Source organism: Amycolatopsis tolypomycina (assembly GCF_900105945.1).
Classification (GTDB): domain Bacteria; phylum Actinomycetota; class Actinomycetes; order Mycobacteriales; family Pseudonocardiaceae; genus Amycolatopsis; species Amycolatopsis tolypomycina.
The window spans coordinates 3,829,453-3,847,303 of the sequence record NZ_FNSO01000004.1 but is presented as its reverse complement, the minus strand read 5'-3'; the positions used below and the strand labels follow the sequence as shown (position 1 = coordinate 3,847,303).

General features: G+C 71.8%; 13 protein-coding genes. 7 read left to right on the top strand and 6 right to left on the bottom strand.

The window, feature by feature from the left end; all coding sequences use genetic code 11:
• The first annotated feature begins 128 nt into the window (after positions 1-128).
• Entirely contained in the window at positions 129-2,174 is a 2,046-nt protein-coding gene (locus BLW76_RS27495; RefSeq protein WP_091312511.1) for a glycoside hydrolase family 2 protein, read from the top strand.
• 4 nt (positions 2,175-2,178) lie between these two features.
• Here the strand turns inward: BLW76_RS27495 and BLW76_RS27490 are convergent, their stop codons facing one another.
• Entirely contained in the window at positions 2,179-3,630 is a 1,452-nt protein-coding gene (locus tag BLW76_RS27490; RefSeq protein ID WP_091312509.1) for a DUF1996 domain-containing protein, read from the bottom strand.
• Between the two features lie 240 nt (positions 3,631-3,870).
• Here BLW76_RS27490 and BLW76_RS27485 point away from each other — a divergent pair, with 240 nt between their 5' ends.
• Positions 3,871-4,695 (top strand): substrate-binding domain-containing protein, encoded by an 825-nt coding sequence (locus BLW76_RS27485; protein ID WP_091312507.1) that lies wholly within the window; start codon positions 3,871-3,873, stop codon positions 4,693-4,695.
• A 121-nt stretch (positions 4,696-4,816) separates the two neighbouring features.
• On the opposite strand, the gene BLW76_RS27480 is transcribed toward BLW76_RS27485, so the two are convergent.
• The 4 genes from BLW76_RS27480 to BLW76_RS27465 form a co-directional block, all read right to left on the bottom strand.
• Positions 4,817-6,040 (bottom strand): cytochrome P450, encoded by a 1,224-nt coding sequence (locus BLW76_RS27480; RefSeq protein WP_091312506.1) that lies wholly within the window; start codon positions 6,038-6,040, stop codon positions 4,817-4,819.
• A gap of 78 nt (positions 6,041-6,118) precedes the next feature.
• Entirely contained in the window at positions 6,119-7,249 is a 1,131-nt protein-coding gene (locus BLW76_RS27475; protein WP_091312503.1) for an MFS transporter, read from the bottom strand.
• An 89-nt stretch (positions 7,250-7,338) separates the two neighbouring features.
• On the bottom strand, positions 7,339-9,288 hold the full coding sequence (gene glpK / locus BLW76_RS27470; protein WP_091312501.1) for a glycerol kinase GlpK: 1,950 nt from the start codon (positions 9,286-9,288) through the stop codon (positions 7,339-7,341).
• Between the two features lie 10 nt (positions 9,289-9,298).
• A complete protein-coding gene (locus BLW76_RS27465) occupies positions 9,299-10,051 on the bottom strand; it encodes an IclR family transcriptional regulator (protein ID WP_091312499.1) in 753 nt (250 codons plus the stop codon).
• 154 nt (positions 10,052-10,205) lie between these two features.
• Here BLW76_RS27465 and BLW76_RS27460 point away from each other — a divergent pair, with 154 nt between their 5' ends.
• Genes BLW76_RS27460 through BLW76_RS27445 form a run of 4 tightly spaced genes read left to right on the top strand, consistent with a single transcriptional unit; the run spans position 10,206 to position 15,439 of the window.
• Positions 10,206-11,027, top strand: coding sequence for an MIP/aquaporin family protein (locus BLW76_RS27460; protein ID WP_091312496.1), 822 nt, complete (start codon positions 10,206-10,208; stop codon positions 11,025-11,027).
• 14 nt (positions 11,028-11,041) lie between these two features.
• A complete protein-coding gene (glpK, locus tag BLW76_RS27455; RefSeq protein ID WP_091312494.1) occupies positions 11,042-12,556 on the top strand; it encodes a glycerol kinase GlpK in 1,515 nt (504 codons plus the stop codon).
• A gap of 31 nt (positions 12,557-12,587) precedes the next feature.
• Entirely contained in the window at positions 12,588-14,276 is a 1,689-nt protein-coding gene (gene glpD / locus BLW76_RS27450; RefSeq protein WP_091312492.1) for a glycerol-3-phosphate dehydrogenase, read from the top strand.
• A gap of 59 nt (positions 14,277-14,335) precedes the next feature.
• Positions 14,336-15,439, top strand: a complete 1,104-nt coding sequence (locus BLW76_RS27445; protein ID WP_091312490.1) for a hypothetical protein — start codon at positions 14,336-14,338, stop codon at positions 15,437-15,439.
• Here BLW76_RS27445 and BLW76_RS27440 read toward each other — a convergent pair.
• The gene (locus BLW76_RS27440) at positions 15,423-16,298 is read right to left on the bottom strand and encodes an aminoglycoside phosphotransferase family protein (RefSeq protein WP_091312487.1); all 876 of its coding nucleotides are present in this window, start codon (positions 16,296-16,298) and stop codon (positions 15,423-15,425) included. The genes BLW76_RS27445 and BLW76_RS27440 overlap by 17 nt on opposite strands.
• 91 nt (positions 16,299-16,389) lie before the next feature.
• Between BLW76_RS27440 and argG the strand changes: the two genes are divergently transcribed.
• Positions 16,390-17,835 (top strand): argininosuccinate synthase, encoded by a 1,446-nt coding sequence (argG, locus tag BLW76_RS27435; RefSeq protein ID WP_091312485.1) that lies wholly within the window; start codon positions 16,390-16,392, stop codon positions 17,833-17,835.
• The last annotated feature ends 16 nt before the right edge of the window (positions 17,836-17,851 follow it).

Genomic DNA, 17,851 nt, shown 5'->3' with positions numbered 1-17,851 from the left:
GTTCGGCAAGGGGCCTTTCCCGTTCGCGGGGGAGGCCCCTTCCCCGTTCGACGAATTGTTTCTTTCGAACTTCTCGAATATTTCGGAAATTCTTGACCGTGCGAAGGCGGGCCGGTCATAGTCCCGGCATGCGCCGCCTCGTCCTCGCCCTGATCACCCTGCTGCTGTGCGGTTTCGGCGTCCCGGCCGCGGGGGCGGCACCGGGGCACGCCCGCACCGAAACCGTCCTCGCCGCCGGCTGGAAGTTCCACCTCGGTGACGTGCCCGGCGCCGCGGACCCCGATTTCGACGACTCAGCGTGGACGCCGGTTTCGCTGCCGCACACGTGGAACGCGGCCGACGGCTCGGACGGAGGTGGCGACTACCGGCGTGACGTCGGGTGGTACCGGACCCGGCTGACGGTTCCGGCCGGGGACCGGCGGGTGTTCCTGCAGTTCGACGGCGCGAACCTGGTCACCGACGTCTACGTCGGCGGGAAGCGCGCCGGACGGCACGAAGGCGGCTACTCCGGCTTCCGGTTCGACATCACCGGCCTCGCGCCCGCGGGCCGGACGGTGTCCGTCGCGGTGGCGGTTGACAACCGGAAGAACGCGGAGGTGGCCCCGCTCGACGGCGACTTCACCCTGTTCGGCGGCCTCTACCGGGACGTCAAGCTGATCGTCACGGACCCGGTGCACGTCGACGCCCTCGACTACGGCGGTCCCGGGGTCTTCGCGCGGCAGAAAGCGCTCACCGCGGCGGCGGCCGACCTCGACGTGACGACCCGGGTCACCAACGACACGCCGTCGACCCGGCGGATCCCCGTCCGGACGGTGGTCCGGGACGCGGGCGGCCGTGTCGTGGCGGTCTCGGCCACGGTGGTGACCGTGGGACCCGGCCGGACCGTGCCGGTGACGTCGGCGCTGCGCGTCGTCCGGCCGCACCGGTGGAACGGCGTGCGGGACCCGTACCTGTACTCGGTCACCGCCGCAGTGGGCGGCGACGCGGTGACCGTCCCGCTGGGACTGCGCACGTTCGCCGCCGACCCGGACCGCGGCTTCTTCCTCAACGGCGTCCCGTACCCGCTGCACGGGGTGAACACCCAGCTGCCCAGCCGTCCGGACCGGGGCGCGGCGGTTTCCGGCGCCGACATCGACGCCGACTACGCGCTGATCGCCGAGCTGGGCGCGAACGCCGTCCGGATGGCCCACTACCAGCACTCGCCGCGCGAGTACGAGCTCGCCGACCGGCTGGGCCTGGTGGTGTGGACGGAGGTGCCGCTGGTCGGGTTCGTCACCGACTCCCCGGCCTTCAGGGCGAACAGTTTGGTGCAGGCCCGCGAACTGGTCCGGCAGAACTACAACCACCCGTCGGTGGCGCTGTGGGGCCTCGGCAACGAGCAGTACGTCTCCAACCCGGCCGCCAACGCCGTGCTCGCCGCGGTCCAGGACGTCTTCCGCGCCGACGACCCGGACCGGCTCACGACGTACGCGCACTGCTGCCTGTCCGACGCCGACCCTCTCGCCGGGCACGCGGACCTCACCGGCTACAACCGCTACTACGGCTGGTACCTGCCCGGCGCGGCGAACCTGGGGAAGTGGGCGGACGACCTGCATCGGGCCGACCCCGGCCGCCGGATCTCGGTCTCGGAGTACGGGGCGGGCGCGAGCGTCCGGCAGCACGAGCAGCGTCCCGTCCCTCCGGTGCCGGGCGGCAAGTGGCACCCCGAGGAGTACCAGGCGGAGGTCGCCGAGGCCTCGTGGCAGGTGATCGAGGCCCGCCCGTACCTGTGGGGCAGCTTCGTGTGGGTGATGTTCGACTTCGCCTCGGACGGCCGCAACGAGGGCGACCGCCCCGGGATCAACGACAAGGGCCTGGTGACCGACGACCGGGTGACCCGCAAGGACGCGTTCTACTGGTACCAGGCGAACTGGTCGCCGCGGCCGGTCCTGCACATCACCTCGGCCCGCGACACCGTCCGGACGACCGAGACGACCGACGTCAAGGTCTACGCCGGCACCACGCCGGTGAGCCTTTCGGTCAACGGCGTGCCGCTCGGCACCCGGGTGCCGAGCGGCCACATCGCCGTCTGGTCCGATGTCGCCCTGCGGCCGGGACCCAACGTGGTCCGGGCCACCAGCGTGCAGGACGGCCGGGTGCTGACGGACACCGTCACCTGGACCCGGCCGTCCTGACCGGTCACTGGTTGCAGCGCTTGCCGGTGTTGATGCAGTTGACGACCTGGTTCATCAGGCGCTGGCCCATGACGTTGGCGAAGTCGTCGTGGTCGGAGCGGGGGTTGTGCTTCTCCTGCTCGAAGGCGTCCACTTTGTACTGACCCTTGACCTGGATGTCCCGCGGGATGTTGTAGATCAGCTTGATCACCAGCTGCGGCACGTTCTTGAAGCCCTGCGGGCACTTGCCCTGCTGGTCGGCGAACACGATGTGCGTGCGGTGGTTGGCGCTGTCGATGTTCTTGCCGTCCCAGCAGTTCGGGAAGGCGTGGATGCGCTCGACCTTGCTGTTCGGCGGGCAGATCGGGTAGTGGTCGGTGAGCCGGTCCTCGAAGCCGGTGCAGGTCCAGCTGGGCCGGGCGTTGGCCGGGCCGTTGGTGCTCTGCTTGGCGTCGCCGTAGAGGATGCGGAGGAACTGCGGCATCGCGACGACCTTGTTGGCGCCGCCGCTGGTGAAGGTGATGATCGCGGCCTGGACGCGCTGGATCTCGCCGTCGTTGTTGCCGACCTCGTTCTTGTCGTTCACGCCGGGCAGTTCGCCCGCCTGGCCGCCGCTGTTCTGGCCACCGTTGTCGAGGCCGCCCTGGCCGTTCTGCTTGAGCACGCACGGCGCGAGCCCGCCGAGGTTGGTCGGCTTCGCGGCGCGGCGGCCGATCGCGATGGCGATCCGGTCGATGGTGGCGGCGCGCTTGTCCTTGAGCGGGCCGACGACGGCGTTCTGGACGTCCTGCGGCGTCTTCAGGTCGCCGTTCGCGATCCGCTTGTTGGCCTCGTCGATCTGCTTGTCGAGCAGGTCGAGGTTGCGGTTGACCTCGTCCATGGCCTGGTCCGGGACGTCGGGCAGCTTGCTCGCGACGTCCGGGCAGTCGACCTGCGTGCTCGCCTTGTCCTTGGCGCTGCCGGCCCGGTCGGGCTGCTTGGCGGGCGGGTTGTTCTTCTCTTCGTCTTCGCCGGTGTCGATGCGGACGACGGGCCAGAAGTAGGCGGACTTGTCGCCGTTCTTGCAGGTGGTGCCGGCCTTGGCGAGGCTCTTGTTGTTCGAGTCGGCGTTGGTGGAGAGGTTGCCGACGTAGTCGTGCAGGTGCTGGGCACCGTTCTTGATCCCCGGCTGGGCGATGAAGTTGTCCGGGTTGAAGTGCTGGTTCTCGTTGCGGCCGCAGTCCACGGTGAACGTGCCGCGCGCGCCCTTCTGCTGCAGCGCCTTGTTCACGTTGTTGCCGGAGGGGACCTTCGCGATGTCGAGGAAGAACGACGCGTCGGCTTCGTCGGCGCTGGCCTCACCGCTGCGGCCGGTGGTGGTCGCGACGACGATGCCGCCGACCGCGATCGCGAGCGCCAGACCACCGGTCGCGATCTTCGTGCGGCGGGTGATGCGATGTCTGCCCGTGGCGGGGGTGCGGGAAGTATTCCGGGCCATGTTCACCTCGTTCGGTTTTCCGGGCACGCCGAAAACGGCCTGCGTGCCCGGGCTGGAGACGCGCGGAACCCGGGGAGCGACATCGGGGCGACGGGTATCGGGGGAACCCGCCCGGTGTCACTGGTTCCGGCATTGGGGGGAACGGCCGCCGGCTCGGCCCGGTTCAGCGCGTTACCGTTTCGTTATTTATGCAAGGTGAACAAAGTTCACGTCTACCGGTGTGATCGCTAACATCGATCCATGCCCGTGGACGACGCAGGTCCCGACGGCCCGCTGCCCCTCCGGCGGCGGGGCATGCTCGGCGTGATCGCGACCGGATCGTCGGCGTCCGGGCCCGTGTTGCACGGCCTCCGCGCGGCCGCCCGCGAGCAGGAGTACGTGCTGAGCGTCTTCAGCGTGTCGAGCAAGAGCAGCGCCGCGGTGCTGGCGGCGGTGGCCGGCCTGCAGCTGCAGGGCGTGGCCGGCATCGTGGTGCTCGACGGCTACCTGCTGGCCGAGCTGGCCCCGGTCGCCGGCATCCCGCTGGTCCCGGCGGCGTCGACCGACCAGTACGCGGGCGCCCGCCAGGCGACCGAGCACCTGCTGGAGCTCGGCCACCCGACGGTCTGGCACCTCGGCGGCCCGGAGGAGGGCCCGGTGGCCCGCGCCCGCGAGCGCGGCTGGCGCGAGACCCTGGAACGCCACGGAGCCGAGGTCCCCCCGGTGGTCCGCGGCGACTGGTCGGCCCGGTCGGGCTTCCGCGCGGGCCAGTCCCTGGCGGTCGAGTCCGGTGTGGGCGCGGTGTTTTCGGCCAACGACCACATGGCACTGGGCCTGCTGGCAGCATTCGCGGAGGCGGGCATGCGAGTCCCCCGCGACGCCCACGTGGTCGGCTTCGACGACGTCCCCGAGGCGGCGTATTTCGCACCCCCGCTGACAACGGTCCGCCAGGACTACCTGGCGGCGGGCCGCCGCACGCTGGCCACGGTATCGGCCCGCATCGACGGCGTCCCGGTCCCGGCCTGGGCGACCGTCGAGGCCGAGCTGGTGGTGCGGGAGAGCAGCCGCTGCCTCAAGGGCGCCTAGCGCAGGCCAAGCGGCCCGGCGGCAGCCGAAGCGCCCCAATGTGGCGTTCGGTGCGTTGGATGCACCCAATGTGGCGTTCGGTGCGTCCAACGCAACCAACGCCACATTGGGGTCGCGGGGGTCACCGGGTCAATGGCAGCGCCGTCATCCCGCGGAGGGCCGGGTTGGGGCGGCGCTCCACCTCGCCGCCGATCCGCAGCGTCGGGAACCGCTTTCCCAGTTGCTCGAGCAACACCGTCATCTCGAGCCGCGCGACGGCTGCGCCGAGGCACAGGTGGAGGCCGTGGCCGAAGAACAGCCCGCGGCCGGCGTCGCGGGTGATGGCGAAGCGGTCCGGGTCCGGGAAGCGCGCCGGGTCGCGGTTCGCCGCTCCGATCAGGAGCACGACCATGTCGTCCGCCGGGATCTCGTGGCCGTCGAGCACCGTGGGGCGGGCCGCCGCGCGCTGGCTCATCTGGGCGGCGCCGTCCCAGCGCAGCATCTCCTCGGCCGCGCCGGCCGCCAGCCCCGGGTCGCCGGTGAGGAGCGCGAACTGGTCCGGGTGGGTGAGCAGTGCGTGGATCCCGTTGCCCAGCGCACCGGCCGTGGTCTCGTAGCCGCCGCCGAACAGCACCAGGAGCGCGTTGAGCACTTCCTCCTCGGACATCAGGTCCGCGCCCTCGGCGGGCCGGGCCAGCAGCGCGGACGTCAGGTCGTCCCGCGGTTCCGCCCGCCGCCGCGCGATCAGGTCGACGAAGTAGTCCCGGAATTCGACGGCGGCCGCGTCGACCGCGGCACGCAGGTCCGCCGGCATCGCCGGGTCGACCTGCATGCCGATCAGGCCGGTGACGCGGCGGAGCCGGTCCCGGTCGGCTTCGGGCACGCCCACCAGGTCGCCGATCACCGCCATCCCGAGCGGGTAGAGGACCGTGCCGGCGAACTCCGCCGCGCTCCCGTCCGCCGTGGCGTCGGCGAAGCCGTCCAGTACCCGGTCGACCGCGCGGCGGACCGCGGGCTCCAGCTCCTGGACGCGCCGCACGGTGAAGTCCCGCATCAGCAGCCGGCGTTCGCGCGTGTGTTCCGGCGGGTTCTTCCACGGCAGCAGGGCGGCCAGCAGCGCCATGGCCGGGTTGTCGCGCCAGCCGGGCCGGTGCCGGTCACGCCACTGGGCGTCCAGCACCCGGAACGTCTCGCCGTCGGCGAGCACCTGCTGGCAGTCGGCGAACCGGCTCAGGACCCAGCCGCCGAAGACCTCACTGCGGAAGACCGGTGCCTCGTCGCGAAGCTTCGCGTAGACCGGGTACGGATCGGCGATCCCGGCCGGGGTGGACAGGGACAGCAAGGCCTGGTCGGCGGCTGCGGACACGAGTGCTCCCTCCAGTGGCGAAACGGTGTCCGCAGTCTTCTCCTCGGCACCGCGCGGGGGCAGGGGCCCGACCCGGAGTCACTCCGATGGCACAGTGACGGCCAACGCGAGTAACACCAGCCCGGCCACCGGAGCGAGGACGAACGCGGCCGAGGCGCCCAGCCCGTCCGCGGTGTGCCCGGCGAGGAACGCCGCCAGCGCCGAACCCGCCGCACTGGCGGAGTTGTTCCAGGTGAACGCCTGGGTGCGGACCGCCGGGTCGACCGCCCGCTCGGTGAGGACGTTCAGCTGGACCAGGGTGGGCGGGATCGCCGCCTCGGTGATCACCACCGCCGCGCCGAGCCAGAGCGCCGACGGCGCCAGGGGGAGCAGCAACGCCGTGGCCGCCAAGTACGCCGCGGCGACGACGAGCCGGCGACGGGCGGGGGCGCGGCGCCGCCGCAGTCCGTAGAGCCAGCCCGAAACCAGCCCGGCGACGCTCCCGGCGGCGACGATCGGCGCGGCCGCACCGGGCACGCCGTGCTCCGTGGCGAACGCGCTCACGGAGACACCCATGGTGCCGAAGTACAGCCCGACGGCCAGGTTCAGCAGCGGCAGGCGCAGGAACCGCGGCCGCAGCGAAGCGGGGCGAGCGGGCGGTGGCGCGGTCCGGCGCTGGACGGCCAGTGCCGCGCCGCCGCCGACGATCAGGGCCGCGGCGAGGGCACTGGCCAAGGGCGCGTGCCCGGCTGCCCCGAGCGCGGTGACCAGGACCGGCCCGACGAAGAACGCCGACGCGTTGGCCAGTGACTCCAGCGAAAAGGCGGTGGGCAGGTCGGCGGGCCGCAGCAGGTGCGCCCAGCGGGCCGCGGAAAGCGCGCCGAGCTGGGGGACGGCCGCGCCCGCGCAGACGGCGAAGGCGACCGCCGCCGGGGTGGGCGCCCAGAGCACCCCGGCGACGGCGATCCCGTGTGCCGCCACCGAAAACGGCAGGACGCGAGGCTGGCCGAACCGGTCGGCCAGGCGGGCGAGCTGCGGGCCGAGCCCGGCTTCGGCGAGGGCGAACCCGGCCGTGCCGAGACCGGCGGTGCCGTAGGAGCCGGTGCGGGCGTGGAGCAGCCACAGCAGGCCGAGGCCGGTCATGGCGATGCCCACGCGCCCTGCGGCGGCGGTGCAGAAGAAGGCGGCGGCGCCGGGAACGCGCAGCACCGAACGATATCCGGATGACATGGGGGAGTCCCGTGGCGGAACGGCCCGGCCAAGGCGGGTCCGGACGACTGCGGAGAACTCTGGCAGACGAACCGTGCCCGGGCAACGGGTTAAAGCTTCAGGCGGTCGCCGAGCCCGCGGACGTGGTCCGCCGTGCCGCAGTCCAGGTCCAGCTGGCGACGGCGTTCCGCGACGAACGCGCGGCCCAGCCCGGTCCGGTCCGAAGTGGACATACTCCGCCGAAGCTCGTTCAGCAGCCCGCGTTCCTCCCCGCGGACGTGGGCGTCGACGGCGTTCTCCAGGCGCAGCAACGCCTTCTCGAAGTCGTCGCCAGCCAGGACCGCCAGCAGGTCGTCGGCGAACGGGGTGCCGGGCGCGGCCGGGCGGACGATCCGCTCGGTCGCCGTCACGTGCGCGACCAGCAGCGCCGACAGCTCCGCCACCAGCGCCGGCCGGTCGGCTTCGCTGTTGCGCAGGTCGCGTAGCAGCTGCTCGAACCGGCGGTGGTCGGCCAGCACCACCTCGACCAGATCCGAACCGGGCGCCGCCGCGGCCGGGGCCGGGCGCATCCAGCCGAACGTCAGCTCGACGGCTTGGCGCCAGTGCGCGTACTCGGAGTCACGGCGGGCCGGGTCCATCGCCGGCAGCCACTGGCCGGCCCGGTGCCAGTTGCGCCGCAGCCCTTCCAGGTCCGGCCAGTACCCGACCGACAGCCCCGCCGCGTAGGCCGCGCCGAGCGACACCGTCTCGGCCACCATCGGGCGCACCACCGGCACGTCGAGGACGTCGGCGATGAACTGCATCAGCAGGTTGTCCGCGGTCATCCCGCCGTCGACCTTCAACGTCGACAGCGCCAGCCCCGAGTCGGCGTTCATCGCGTCGACGACCTCGCGGGTCTGCCAGCCGGTCGCCTCCAGCACCGCCCGCGCCAGGTGGCCCTTGGTGATGTACGACGTCAGCCCGGCGATCACGCCCCGCGCTTCGCTGTGCCAGTGCGGCGCGAACAACCCGGAGAACGCGGGCACGATGTAGCAGCCGCCGTTGTCCTCGACCGTCCGGGCGAGCGTCTCGATCTCGGGTGCGCTGCCGATCAGCTCCAGGCCGTCGCGGAACCACTGCACCAGCGAGCCGGTGACGGCGATCGACCCTTCGAGGGCGTACACCGCCGGCTCGTCGCCGATCTTGAAGCCGACCGTGGTGAGCATGCCGTGGGTGGACAGCACCGGCGTCGGGCCGGTGTTGAGCAGCAGGAAGCTGCCGGTGCCGTAGGTGCATTTCGCCTCGCCGGGGGCGAAGCAGGTCTGGCCGAACAGCGCGGCCTGCTGGTCGCCCAGCGCGGCGGCGATCCGGATGCCGGGGACGACGCGGCTGGTCGTGCCGTAGACCTCCGTCGACGACCGGATCTCCGGCAGCATCGCGCGCGGGACGTCGAAGAACTCCAGCAGCTCGTCGTCCCAGTTGAGCGTGCGCAGGTTCATCAGCATGGTGCGCGAGGCGTTGGTGACGTCGGTGACGTGCACGCCGCCCTCGGCGCCGCCGGTGAGGTTCCAGATCAGCCAGCTCTCGATGGTGCCGAACAGGACGTCGCCGCGCTCGGCGCGCTCGCGCAGCCCGGGTGTGCGTTCGAGCAGCCAGCGGATGCGCGGCGCCGAGAAGTACGTGGCCAGGGGGAGCCCGCACAGCTTCCGGACGCGGTCGGCGCCGGGTTCGCGGGCGAGCTGTTCGAGCATGGCGTCGGTGCGGGTGTCCTGCCAGACGATCGCCCGCCCGACCGGGTTGCCGGTGCGCCGGTCCCACAGCACGGTGGTCTCGCGCTGGTTGGCGATGCCGAGCCCGACGACCTGCTCGGCGGTGGCGCCGGCGTCGGCCAGGGCCTGCGGCACGATCCGGGAGACGTTCCGCCAGATCTCGGTCGCGTCGTGCTCGACCCAGCCGGGCCGCGGGAAGTGCTGCTGGTGCTCCCGCTGCACGACGGAGACGAGCCGGCCGCGGGCGTCGAACAGGATGCACCGGGTGGAGGTGGTGCCCTGGTCGATGGACATCACGTACCGCTGGACCATGCCCCTCCCTTCACCATCGGGACGCACCCAGGTCCCGTGAAACCGCGCGCGCCGCGTCACGGACCTGCGACAGCAGCCTCGGGCTCGGGGCGCCGTCGGGCTCGCAGATCCGCTCGGCCGCGCCCGACACCCCGATCGCGCCCACCACGATCCCGCCGTGGCCGCGGATCGGCGCCGCGATCCCGGCCTCGCCGGAGATCATCTCGCCGTTCTCGGCCGCCCAGCCCGCCTCGCGTACCTTCGCACACGCCCGCTTGATCGCCGTCTGGGTGACCAGGGTGCGGCGCGTGTACGGCTCCGGGGTCGCCTTCAGCGTCGTGTCGTAGGCCAGCAGCACCTTGCCCAGCGCGGTCGCGTGCAGCGGCAGCAGCGTGCCGACGTCGAGGGTCTGCAGGCTGTCGTCCGGGCGGAACACGTGGTGCACGACCAGCACCCGGCCCTCCAAGGGCGCGCCGATCCGGACGGCCTCGCCGCTGCGGGCGGCCAGCGCGTCGGCCCAGTTGATCGCCCGGGAGCGCAGCTCGTTGACGTCGAGGTAGCTCGTGCCCAGGTGCAGCAGGGCCGCGCCGAGCTGGTACTTGCCCGTGTCGCGGTCCTGCTCGACGAAGCCGACGCCCTGCAGCGTGCGCAGGATCCCGTGCGCGGTGCCCTTCGCCAGTTCGAGGGACTCGGCGATCTCGCCGACGCCCAGGCGCCCCGAGCCGCGCGCCAGCAACCGCAGGATCGCGGCGGCGCGCTCGATGGACTGGATCGGACCCGGCACGGCGAGACCCTAACCCGACCGGCCCTGATTCGACAATGTCGAACATCCACTTCGGCCGTTCGACAATGCCGACCGGCGTCCGTTGACCGGCCTGACACGCGAACTTAACTTTCATCCACCAATAGGGGGACAAGGTCCTTTGTGGAGGAAAGCAATGGTGCGAAGCCTCAAGGCCCGCGGGCTCGCCGGCGAGATGGCCGCCGAGTTCGTGGGGACGATGATCCTCATCCTGTTCGGGTGTGGCGTGGTGGCGCAGGTCGTCGCCGCGGGCATCGGGGACCACGACAGCATCGCCTGGGCCTGGGGCCTCGGCGTCACGCTCGGTGTTTACGTCGCTTCGCGGATCAGCGGCGCGCACCTGAACCCGGCCGTGACCATCGCGCTCGCGGTGTTCAAGGGCTTCGAGTGGCGCAAGGTCGCCCCCTACGCCCTGGCCCAGACCGCCGGTGCGTTCCTGGCCGCCATGCTGGTGCGCTGGAACTACACCGAGGTCCTCAACGCCAAGGACCCCGGCCTCACCATCAAGACGCAGGGCGTGTTCTCCACCCTTCCGGGTAACGGCACGCTTCCCGTGGGTGACTGGGCCGCCTTCCGCGACCAGATCATCGGCACCGCGATCCTCGTCCTGGTGATCTTCGCGATCACCGACCTGCGCAACACCGCCCCGGCCGCGAACCTCGCCCCGGTCGTCGTCGGCTTCCTCGTCGTCGCCATCGGCATGGCCTGGGGCACCAACGCCGGCTACGCGATCAACCCGGCCCGCGACTTCGGCCCGCGCCTGGCGTCCTGGCTCACCGGTTACGACACGGCGTTCACGGACCAATACGGGTTCCCGTACTGGTGGATCCCGATCGTGGCGCCGGTCATCGGCGCGGTCATCGGCGGCGCGATCTACAAGTACCTGATCGAGCGGAACCTGCCCGCCGACGCCCCGCTGGACAGCATGCCCGCCAAGGACCTCGAGCCCGCCAACTGAGTAGGAGCCAGACCATGCCGGACTTCGTCGGTGCCGTGGACCAGGGCACGACCAGCACCCGCTTCATGATCTTCGACCACGGCGGCAACGAGATCGCCCGCCACCAGCTCGAGCACGAGCAGATCCTGCCCAAGCCGGGCTGGGTCGAGCACGACGCCACCGAGATCTGGGAGCGCACCCGCTCGGTCATCGCGACCGCGCTCAACAAGGCCAACCTGACGGTCAACGACCTGGCCGCGTTGGGCATCACCAACCAGCGCGAGACCACCGTCGTCTGGAACCGCCGCACCGGCCGCCCGTACGGCAACGCCATCGTCTGGCAGGACACGCGCACCGACCGGATCGCCTCGGCGCTCGAGCGCGAGGGCAAGGGCGACGTCATCCGCCGCAAGGCCGGCCTGCCGCCCGCCACCTACTTCTCCGGCGGGAAGCTGCAGTGGATCCTGGAGAACATCCCGGGCGTGCGCGAAGACGCCGAGAAGGGTGAGGCCCTCTTCGGTACCACGGACTCGTGGCTGATCTGGAACCTCACCGGCGGCCCGGACGGCGGCGTGCACGTCACCGACCCGACCAACGCCTCCCGCACCATGCTGATGGACCTCGAGACCCTCGACTGGGACGACGAGCTCCTGTCGTTCTTCAACGTCCCGCGGCAGATGCTCCCGGCGATCCGGCCGTCGTCGAACCCGGGCTTCGGCACCACCCGCGCGGACGGCCCGCTCGGCGGCGAGGTCGCCATCACCGGCGTCCTCGGCGACCAGCAGGCGGCGACCGTCGGCCAGGTCTGCTTCCGGCCCGGCGAAGCCAAGAACACCTACGGCACCGGCAACTTCCTGCTGCTCAACACCGGCCAGGAGCTGGTCCGCTCGAAGCACGGCCTGCTGACGACCCTGTGCTACCAGTTCGGCGACGAGAAGCCGGTCTACGCGCTGGAAGGCTCGATCGCCGTCACCGGCTCGGCCGTGCAGTGGCTGCGCGACCAGCTCGGCATCATCAGCGGCGCCGCCCAGAGCGAGAGCCTGGCCCGCCAGGTCGAGGACAACGGCGGCGTCTACTTCGTCCCGGCGTTCTCCGGCCTGTTCGCCCCGTACTGGCGCTCCGACGCCCGCGGCGCGATCGTCGGCCTCACCCGCGCCACGACGAACGCGCACATCGCGCGGGCCACCCTGGAAGCGATCTGCTACCAGACCCGCGACGTCGTCGAGGCGATGCAGAACGACTCCGGCGTCACCCTCGACGTGTTGCGGGTGGACGGTGGCGTCACCGCGAACGAGCTGTGCATGCAGCTGCAGGCGGACATCCTCGGCGTGCCGGTGTCGAAGCCGGTCGTCGCCGAGACCACCGCCCTCGGCGCCGCCTACGCGGCCGGGCTGGCGGTCGGCTTCTGGAAGTCGACCGACGAGCTCGAGCAGAACTGGAACGAGGACAAGCGCTGGACGCCGACCTGGAGCGACGAGCAGCGCGCCGAGGGCTACGCGGGCTGGCAGAAGGCCGTCGGCCGCACGCTCGACTGGGTCGACGTGCAGTGAGCCCTATTTTCGGAGCAGGAGGAGGAACACCGTGACCCCGCTTTCCCCGCAGTACCGGGCGGAAACGCTGCGGAAGCTGGTCAACGAAGAGGTCGACGTGCTCGTCGTCGGCGGGGGAGTGACCGGGGCCGGCGTCGCGCTCGACGCCGCGTCCCGGGGGCTGTCGACCGCGCTGGTCGAGGCCCGCGACTTCGCCGCCGGCACGTCCAGCCGGTCGTCCAAGCTGATCCACGGCGGCCTGCGCTACCTGGAGCAGCTGGACTTCAAGCTGGTCCGCGAAGCGCTCAAGGAACGCGGGCTGCTGCTGCAGAAGCTGGCCCCGCACCTGGTGCGGCCGGTCAAGTTCCTGGTCCCGCTGCAGCACCGGGTGTGGGAGCGCGGCTACATCGGCGCCGGCGTCACGCTGTACGACACCCTCGGCGGCGCCCGCGCGCTGCCGCGGCACCGGCACCTGTCCAAGCGAGGCGCCTTCAAGGCGGCTCCCGGCCTGGCCGACGACGCGCTGATCGGAGCGATCCAGTACTACGACGCCCAGGTCGACGACGCCCGGCACACGATGACGATCGCGCGCACGGCCGCCGAGCAGGGCGCTTCGGTCCTGACCCGGACCCGGGTGACGTCGCTGCTGCGTGACGGCGAGCGCGTCGTCGGCGCGAAGGTGGTGGACCGCGAAAGCGGGGTCGAGTTCGAGATCCGCGCGAAGACCGTCGTGGCCGCGACCGGTGTGTGGAGCGACGACATGGCGGAGGCGGCGGGCATTCCGGCGCCGTTCACCGTCCGCGCGTCGAAGGGCATCCACCTGGTGGTGCCGCGGGAGAAGATCGACCTCGACACCGGGCTGATCCTGCGCACGGAGAAGAGCGTCCTGTTCGTCATCCCGTGGGGCCGCCACTGGATCGTCGGCACCACCGACACCGAGTGGGACCTCGACCGCGAGCACCCGGCGGCGAGCCGCGCCGACGTCGACTACGTGCTCGAACACCTCAACGCCGTCCTGCGCACCCCCGTGACGCACGACGACATCGAGGGCGTCTACGCCGGCCTGCGTCCGCTGCTGGCGGCGAAGAAGGCCGCGACGACGAAGCTGTCGCGGGAGCACGCGGTGGCGCACCCGGTCCCAGGCCTGGTCATCGTGGCCGGCGGCAAGTACACGACGTACCGGGTGATGGCCGCGGACGCCGTCGACGTCGCGGTCGAGGAACTCGGGCGTCCGGCGCCGCCGTCGTGGACCGACCGGCTCCCGATCGCGGGTGCCGAGGGCTACCACGAGCTGTGGGAGGACCGCTTCGCCGTGGCCGCGAAGTCGGGGCTGCCGCTGACCCGCGTCGAGCACCTGCTGCAGCGGTACGGCACGCGGATCTGGAACCTCCTGTCGCTCATCGAGGAGGATCCCTCGCTTCGGGAGCCGATCACGGAGACGTCGGAATACCTCCGCGTGGAGGCGGTGTACGCGGTCTCGCACGAGGGCGCGCTGCACCTGGAGGACGTCCTGACGCGGCGGACGCGCATCTCGATCGAGGAACGCGACCGCGGTGTCGCGGCGGCGCCCGTCGTGGCGGGCTTGATGGCCCCGCTGCTGGGCTGGGACTCCCACCGGACGGACCGCGAGGTGGCGAACTACCTGGCCCGCGTCGAAGCGGAGCGCTCGGCCCAGGAAGCCCCGGACGACGCGGCGGCGAACGCCACCCGCCTCGCGGCCCCGGCGCTGCTGCCGAGCTAAACCGGTCGCCGCCGCCGCGCGTGGACACCCCGGAACCGACCTGAAGGGGAGGAACAGGGATGTTCAGAGGTGTTCTCGCGACGGCGGCGGTGGCGCTGGTGCTCACCGCGGCCCCGGCGACCGCGGACGAGCCGGGCGGCCCGATCGACCTGGGCACGCTGCCCGGCGGACTGACCAGCTGGGGAGATCGGGTGTCGAACGCCGGATCGGTGTTCGGGACGGCGTACGACAAGCAATCCGTCGAGCGCGGGGCCCGGTGGGACGCGGCGGGCCGGATCACCGAGTTGCTGCCGCAGCCGGGCTACCAGGTGGTCAAGCCCGTTGCCATCACAGAAGACGGGGTGGCGATCGGGGACTCGACGAATACCAACGGATGGCTCGGACGGGCCACCCTTTGGGACGCGTCCGGGACACCCGTGGACCTGCCGCCGGTGTCCAGCTTCCCGGGCAACTCGATGTCGAGTGTGACCGCGGTCAACGCCCACGGCATCGCCGTCGGGTACTCCTACGGCGGTCCGGGCCCGGAGACGGCCACCAAGTGGGACACGGCCCGGGGCACGGTCACGGCCGTCGGTTACGGCCGCGGATTCGCGATCAACGACGCGGGCGCGGTGATCGGCTCGTACCAGGGGGAGCCGAGGTACTGGAACCCGGCGGGCGACCTCGTGCCGCTGGAAGGCGGCGGCACCGCCAACGACCTCGACGAGGCAGGCACGGTCGTCGGCTCGAACGGCTCCCACGCCGCGAAGTGGGATGCGGCAGGGCACCTCACGGTGCTCGACACCACGTGGAAGTCCAGCTCGGCGAAGAAGATCGGCGCGGACGGCACGATCTACGGGGAAGTGGACGCGGGTGACGGCGAGGTCCGCCCGGCCCGCTGGGACTCGCTCGGGCAGCTCACCGTGTTCCCGGTCCCGGACGGCGGGTGGAGCCGCCTGGTCACCGCGAACGACACCGGCAGTGCGCTCGTGCAAACCGGTTCCTCCCAGTCCTTCGTCTGGGGTCCCGGCGGCCGGATCACCCTGCTGCCGCTGCAGGCGCCGGACGGGTACTGCACCGCCCAGGACCTCAACGACCGGGGCGCGGTCACGGGCGCCTGCTCGATCCCGGGCCGCAACCTGCACGCCGTGCGGTGGGACCCGCCGGTCATCGGGAACTGGTGAGCACGCCCAGTTCCGCGAGCACGTACCGGGCGTTGGCCGAGATGACGGGGTTCGTGTGCCGGTAGTACGGCAGCTGGATCACCGCCATCGCCAACGCCCGGCCGCGGCCGCGGGCCCAGGTCGCGTCGTCGGGGGCCACGGCGTCGCGGAAGGCGCCCCGGGTGTCCGCGGTCAGCAGGTTCCACGCCGGGATGAGGTCGATCGCCGGGTCGCCGACGCCCGCGGTCGCCCAGTCGAGGACCCCGGAGAGCCGGCCGTCGCGCAGCAGGAGGTTGCCGGGCATCAGGTCGCCGTGCACCCAGCACGGCGGCCCGGTCCACTGTGGAGCGTCGAGCGCTTCGGCCCAGACGGCCCGGGCCGCCGCCGCGTCGAACGGCTCGTCGGTGCGGCTCAGCTCGTCGATCGCCTCGCGGGCGAACGAATCCATTGTGGACAGCGGCCGTCCGCGGCGGGCCGGCGGGCCCGCCGCCCGGTTCGCCCGGACCGCGAGGACGAACTCCGCCAGGCCGCGGGCCGGGCGGCCTTCGAGCGCGGGTGCGCCGTCGAGCCAGCCGTGCACCGCCCACGGCAACGGGTACCCCTCGCCGGGTTCCCCGACCGCAACGACGGCCGGGACCGCCATGGGCAGTTCGCCGAGGGCGGCCAGGGCCCGGCGTTCCTTCTCGATGTCGGCGGCGCCGCCTTCGGTGAGCGGGAGCCGGACGGTCAGCGAGTCGCCCAGGCGGTAGACGGCGTTGACCGTGCCGCCGGAGGCCAGGGGAGTGATCGGCAGGTCGGCCCACCGCGGGAACTGCCCGTGCACCAGCCGCCGGACCAGGGTGGTGTCGATGGCGTGCTCGTCGGCGTGCATCCGGGCCATGTGATCACCGAACCACGCACGTCAACCGGGTTTCGGTGAGCCAGGGCACCCCGGATTGCACGATGATGCATCGCCGTGCATAATCATTCGCATGTCCAAGGTGCTCACTTCCCTGCCCGTCGGCGAGCGTGTCGGTATCGCCTTCTCCGGTGGCCTCGACACTTCCGTAGCGGTCGCGTGGATGCGCGACAAGGGCGCGGTGCCCTGCACCTACACCGCCGACATCGGCCAGTACGACGAGCCCGACATCGAGTCCGTGCCCGGCCGCGCCGGCCAGTACGGTGCCGAGATCGCCCGGCTCGTCGACTGCAAGGAAGCCCTCGTCGAAGAGGGGCTCGCGGCGCTGACCTGCGGTGCGTTCCACATCCGCACCGGCGGCCGCAGCTACTTCAACACCACCCCGCTCGGCCGCGCCGTCACCGGCACGCTGCTGGTGCGCGCCATGCTCGAGGACGACGTCCAGATCTGGGGCGACGGCTCCACCTACAAGGGCAACGACATCGAGCGGTTCTACCGCTACGGCCTGCTGGCCAACCCCTCCCTGCGCGTCTACAAGCCGTGGCTCGACGCGGACTTCGTCACCGAGCTCGGCGGCCGCAAGGAGATGTCCGAGTGGCTGCTGGCGCACGACCTGCCCTACCGGGACAGCACCGAGAAGGCCTACTCGACCGACGCCAACATCTGGGGCGCCACGCACGAGGCCAAGTCCCTCGAGCACCTCGACACCGGCATCGAGATCGTCAAGCCGATCATGGGCGTCGCCTTCTGGGACCCCGAGGTCGAGATCGCCACCGAGGACGTCACCATCGGGTTCGAGCAGGGCCGGCCGATGACGATCAACGGCAAGGAGTTCGCCTCCGCCGTCGACCTGGTCCTCGAAGCCAACGCCATCGGCGGCCGGCACGGCCTGGGCATGTCCGACCAGATCGAGAACCGGATCATCGAGGCCAAGAGCCGCGGCATCTACGAAGCCCCGGGCATGGCGCTGCTGCACGCCGCCTACGAGCGGCTCGTCAACGCCATCCACAACGAGGACACCCTCGCCAGCTACCACAACGAAGGCCGCCGCCTCGGCCGCCTGATGTACGAAGGCCGCTGGCTGGACCCGCAGGCCATGATGCTGCGCGAGTCGCTGCAGCGCTGGGTCGGCACCGCGATCACCGGCGAGGTGACGCTGCGGCTGCGGCGCGGCGAGGACTACTCCATCCTCGACACGACCGGCCCGGCGTTCAGCTACCACCCGGACAAGCTGTCGATGGAGCGGACCGAGGACTCGGCGTTCGGCCCGGTCGACCGGATCGGCCAGCTGACCATGCGCAACCTCGACATCGCCGACTCGCGCGCGAAGCTGGAGCAGTACGCGAGCCTCGGCATGGTCGGCGGCTCGAACCCGAAGCTGATCGGCGCCGCGCAGGCCGCATCGACCGGCCTGATCGGCGCGATGCCCGAGGGCGGCGCCGAGGTGATCGCCTCGCGCGGCAAGACCGACGACGTCGAGCTGCTCGACAACGCCGCGATGGAGTTCGGCACGGACTGACAGTTGAGGACCCGGA

What these genes read in the sequence shown, in the direction of transcription:
- BLW76_RS27495 (WP_091312511.1), top strand. Translation starts at nt 129, where the DNA reads ATGCGCCGCCTCGTCCTCGCCCTGATCACCCTGCTGCTGTGCGGTTTC.
- BLW76_RS27490 (WP_091312509.1), bottom strand. Translation starts at nt 3,630, where the DNA reads ATGGCCCGGAATACTTCCCGCACCCCCGCCACGGGCAGACATCGCATC.
- BLW76_RS27485 (WP_091312507.1), top strand. Translation starts at nt 3,871, where the DNA reads ATGCCCGTGGACGACGCAGGTCCCGACGGCCCGCTGCCCCTCCGGCGG.
- BLW76_RS27475 (WP_091312503.1), bottom strand. Translation starts at nt 7,249, where the DNA reads ATGTCATCCGGATATCGTTCGGTGCTGCGCGTTCCCGGCGCCGCCGCC.
- glpK (WP_091312501.1), bottom strand. Translation starts at nt 9,288, where the DNA reads ATGGTCCAGCGGTACGTGATGTCCATCGACCAGGGCACCACCTCCACC.
- BLW76_RS27460 (WP_091312496.1), top strand. Translation starts at nt 10,206, where the DNA reads ATGGTGCGAAGCCTCAAGGCCCGCGGGCTCGCCGGCGAGATGGCCGCC.
- glpK (WP_091312494.1), top strand. Translation starts at nt 11,042, where the DNA reads ATGCCGGACTTCGTCGGTGCCGTGGACCAGGGCACGACCAGCACCCGC.
- BLW76_RS27445 (WP_091312490.1), top strand. Translation starts at nt 14,336, where the DNA reads ATGTTCAGAGGTGTTCTCGCGACGGCGGCGGTGGCGCTGGTGCTCACC.
- BLW76_RS27440 (WP_091312487.1), bottom strand. Translation starts at nt 16,298, where the DNA reads ATGGCCCGGATGCACGCCGACGAGCACGCCATCGACACCACCCTGGTC.
- argG (WP_091312485.1), top strand. Translation starts at nt 16,390, where the DNA reads ATGTCCAAGGTGCTCACTTCCCTGCCCGTCGGCGAGCGTGTCGGTATC.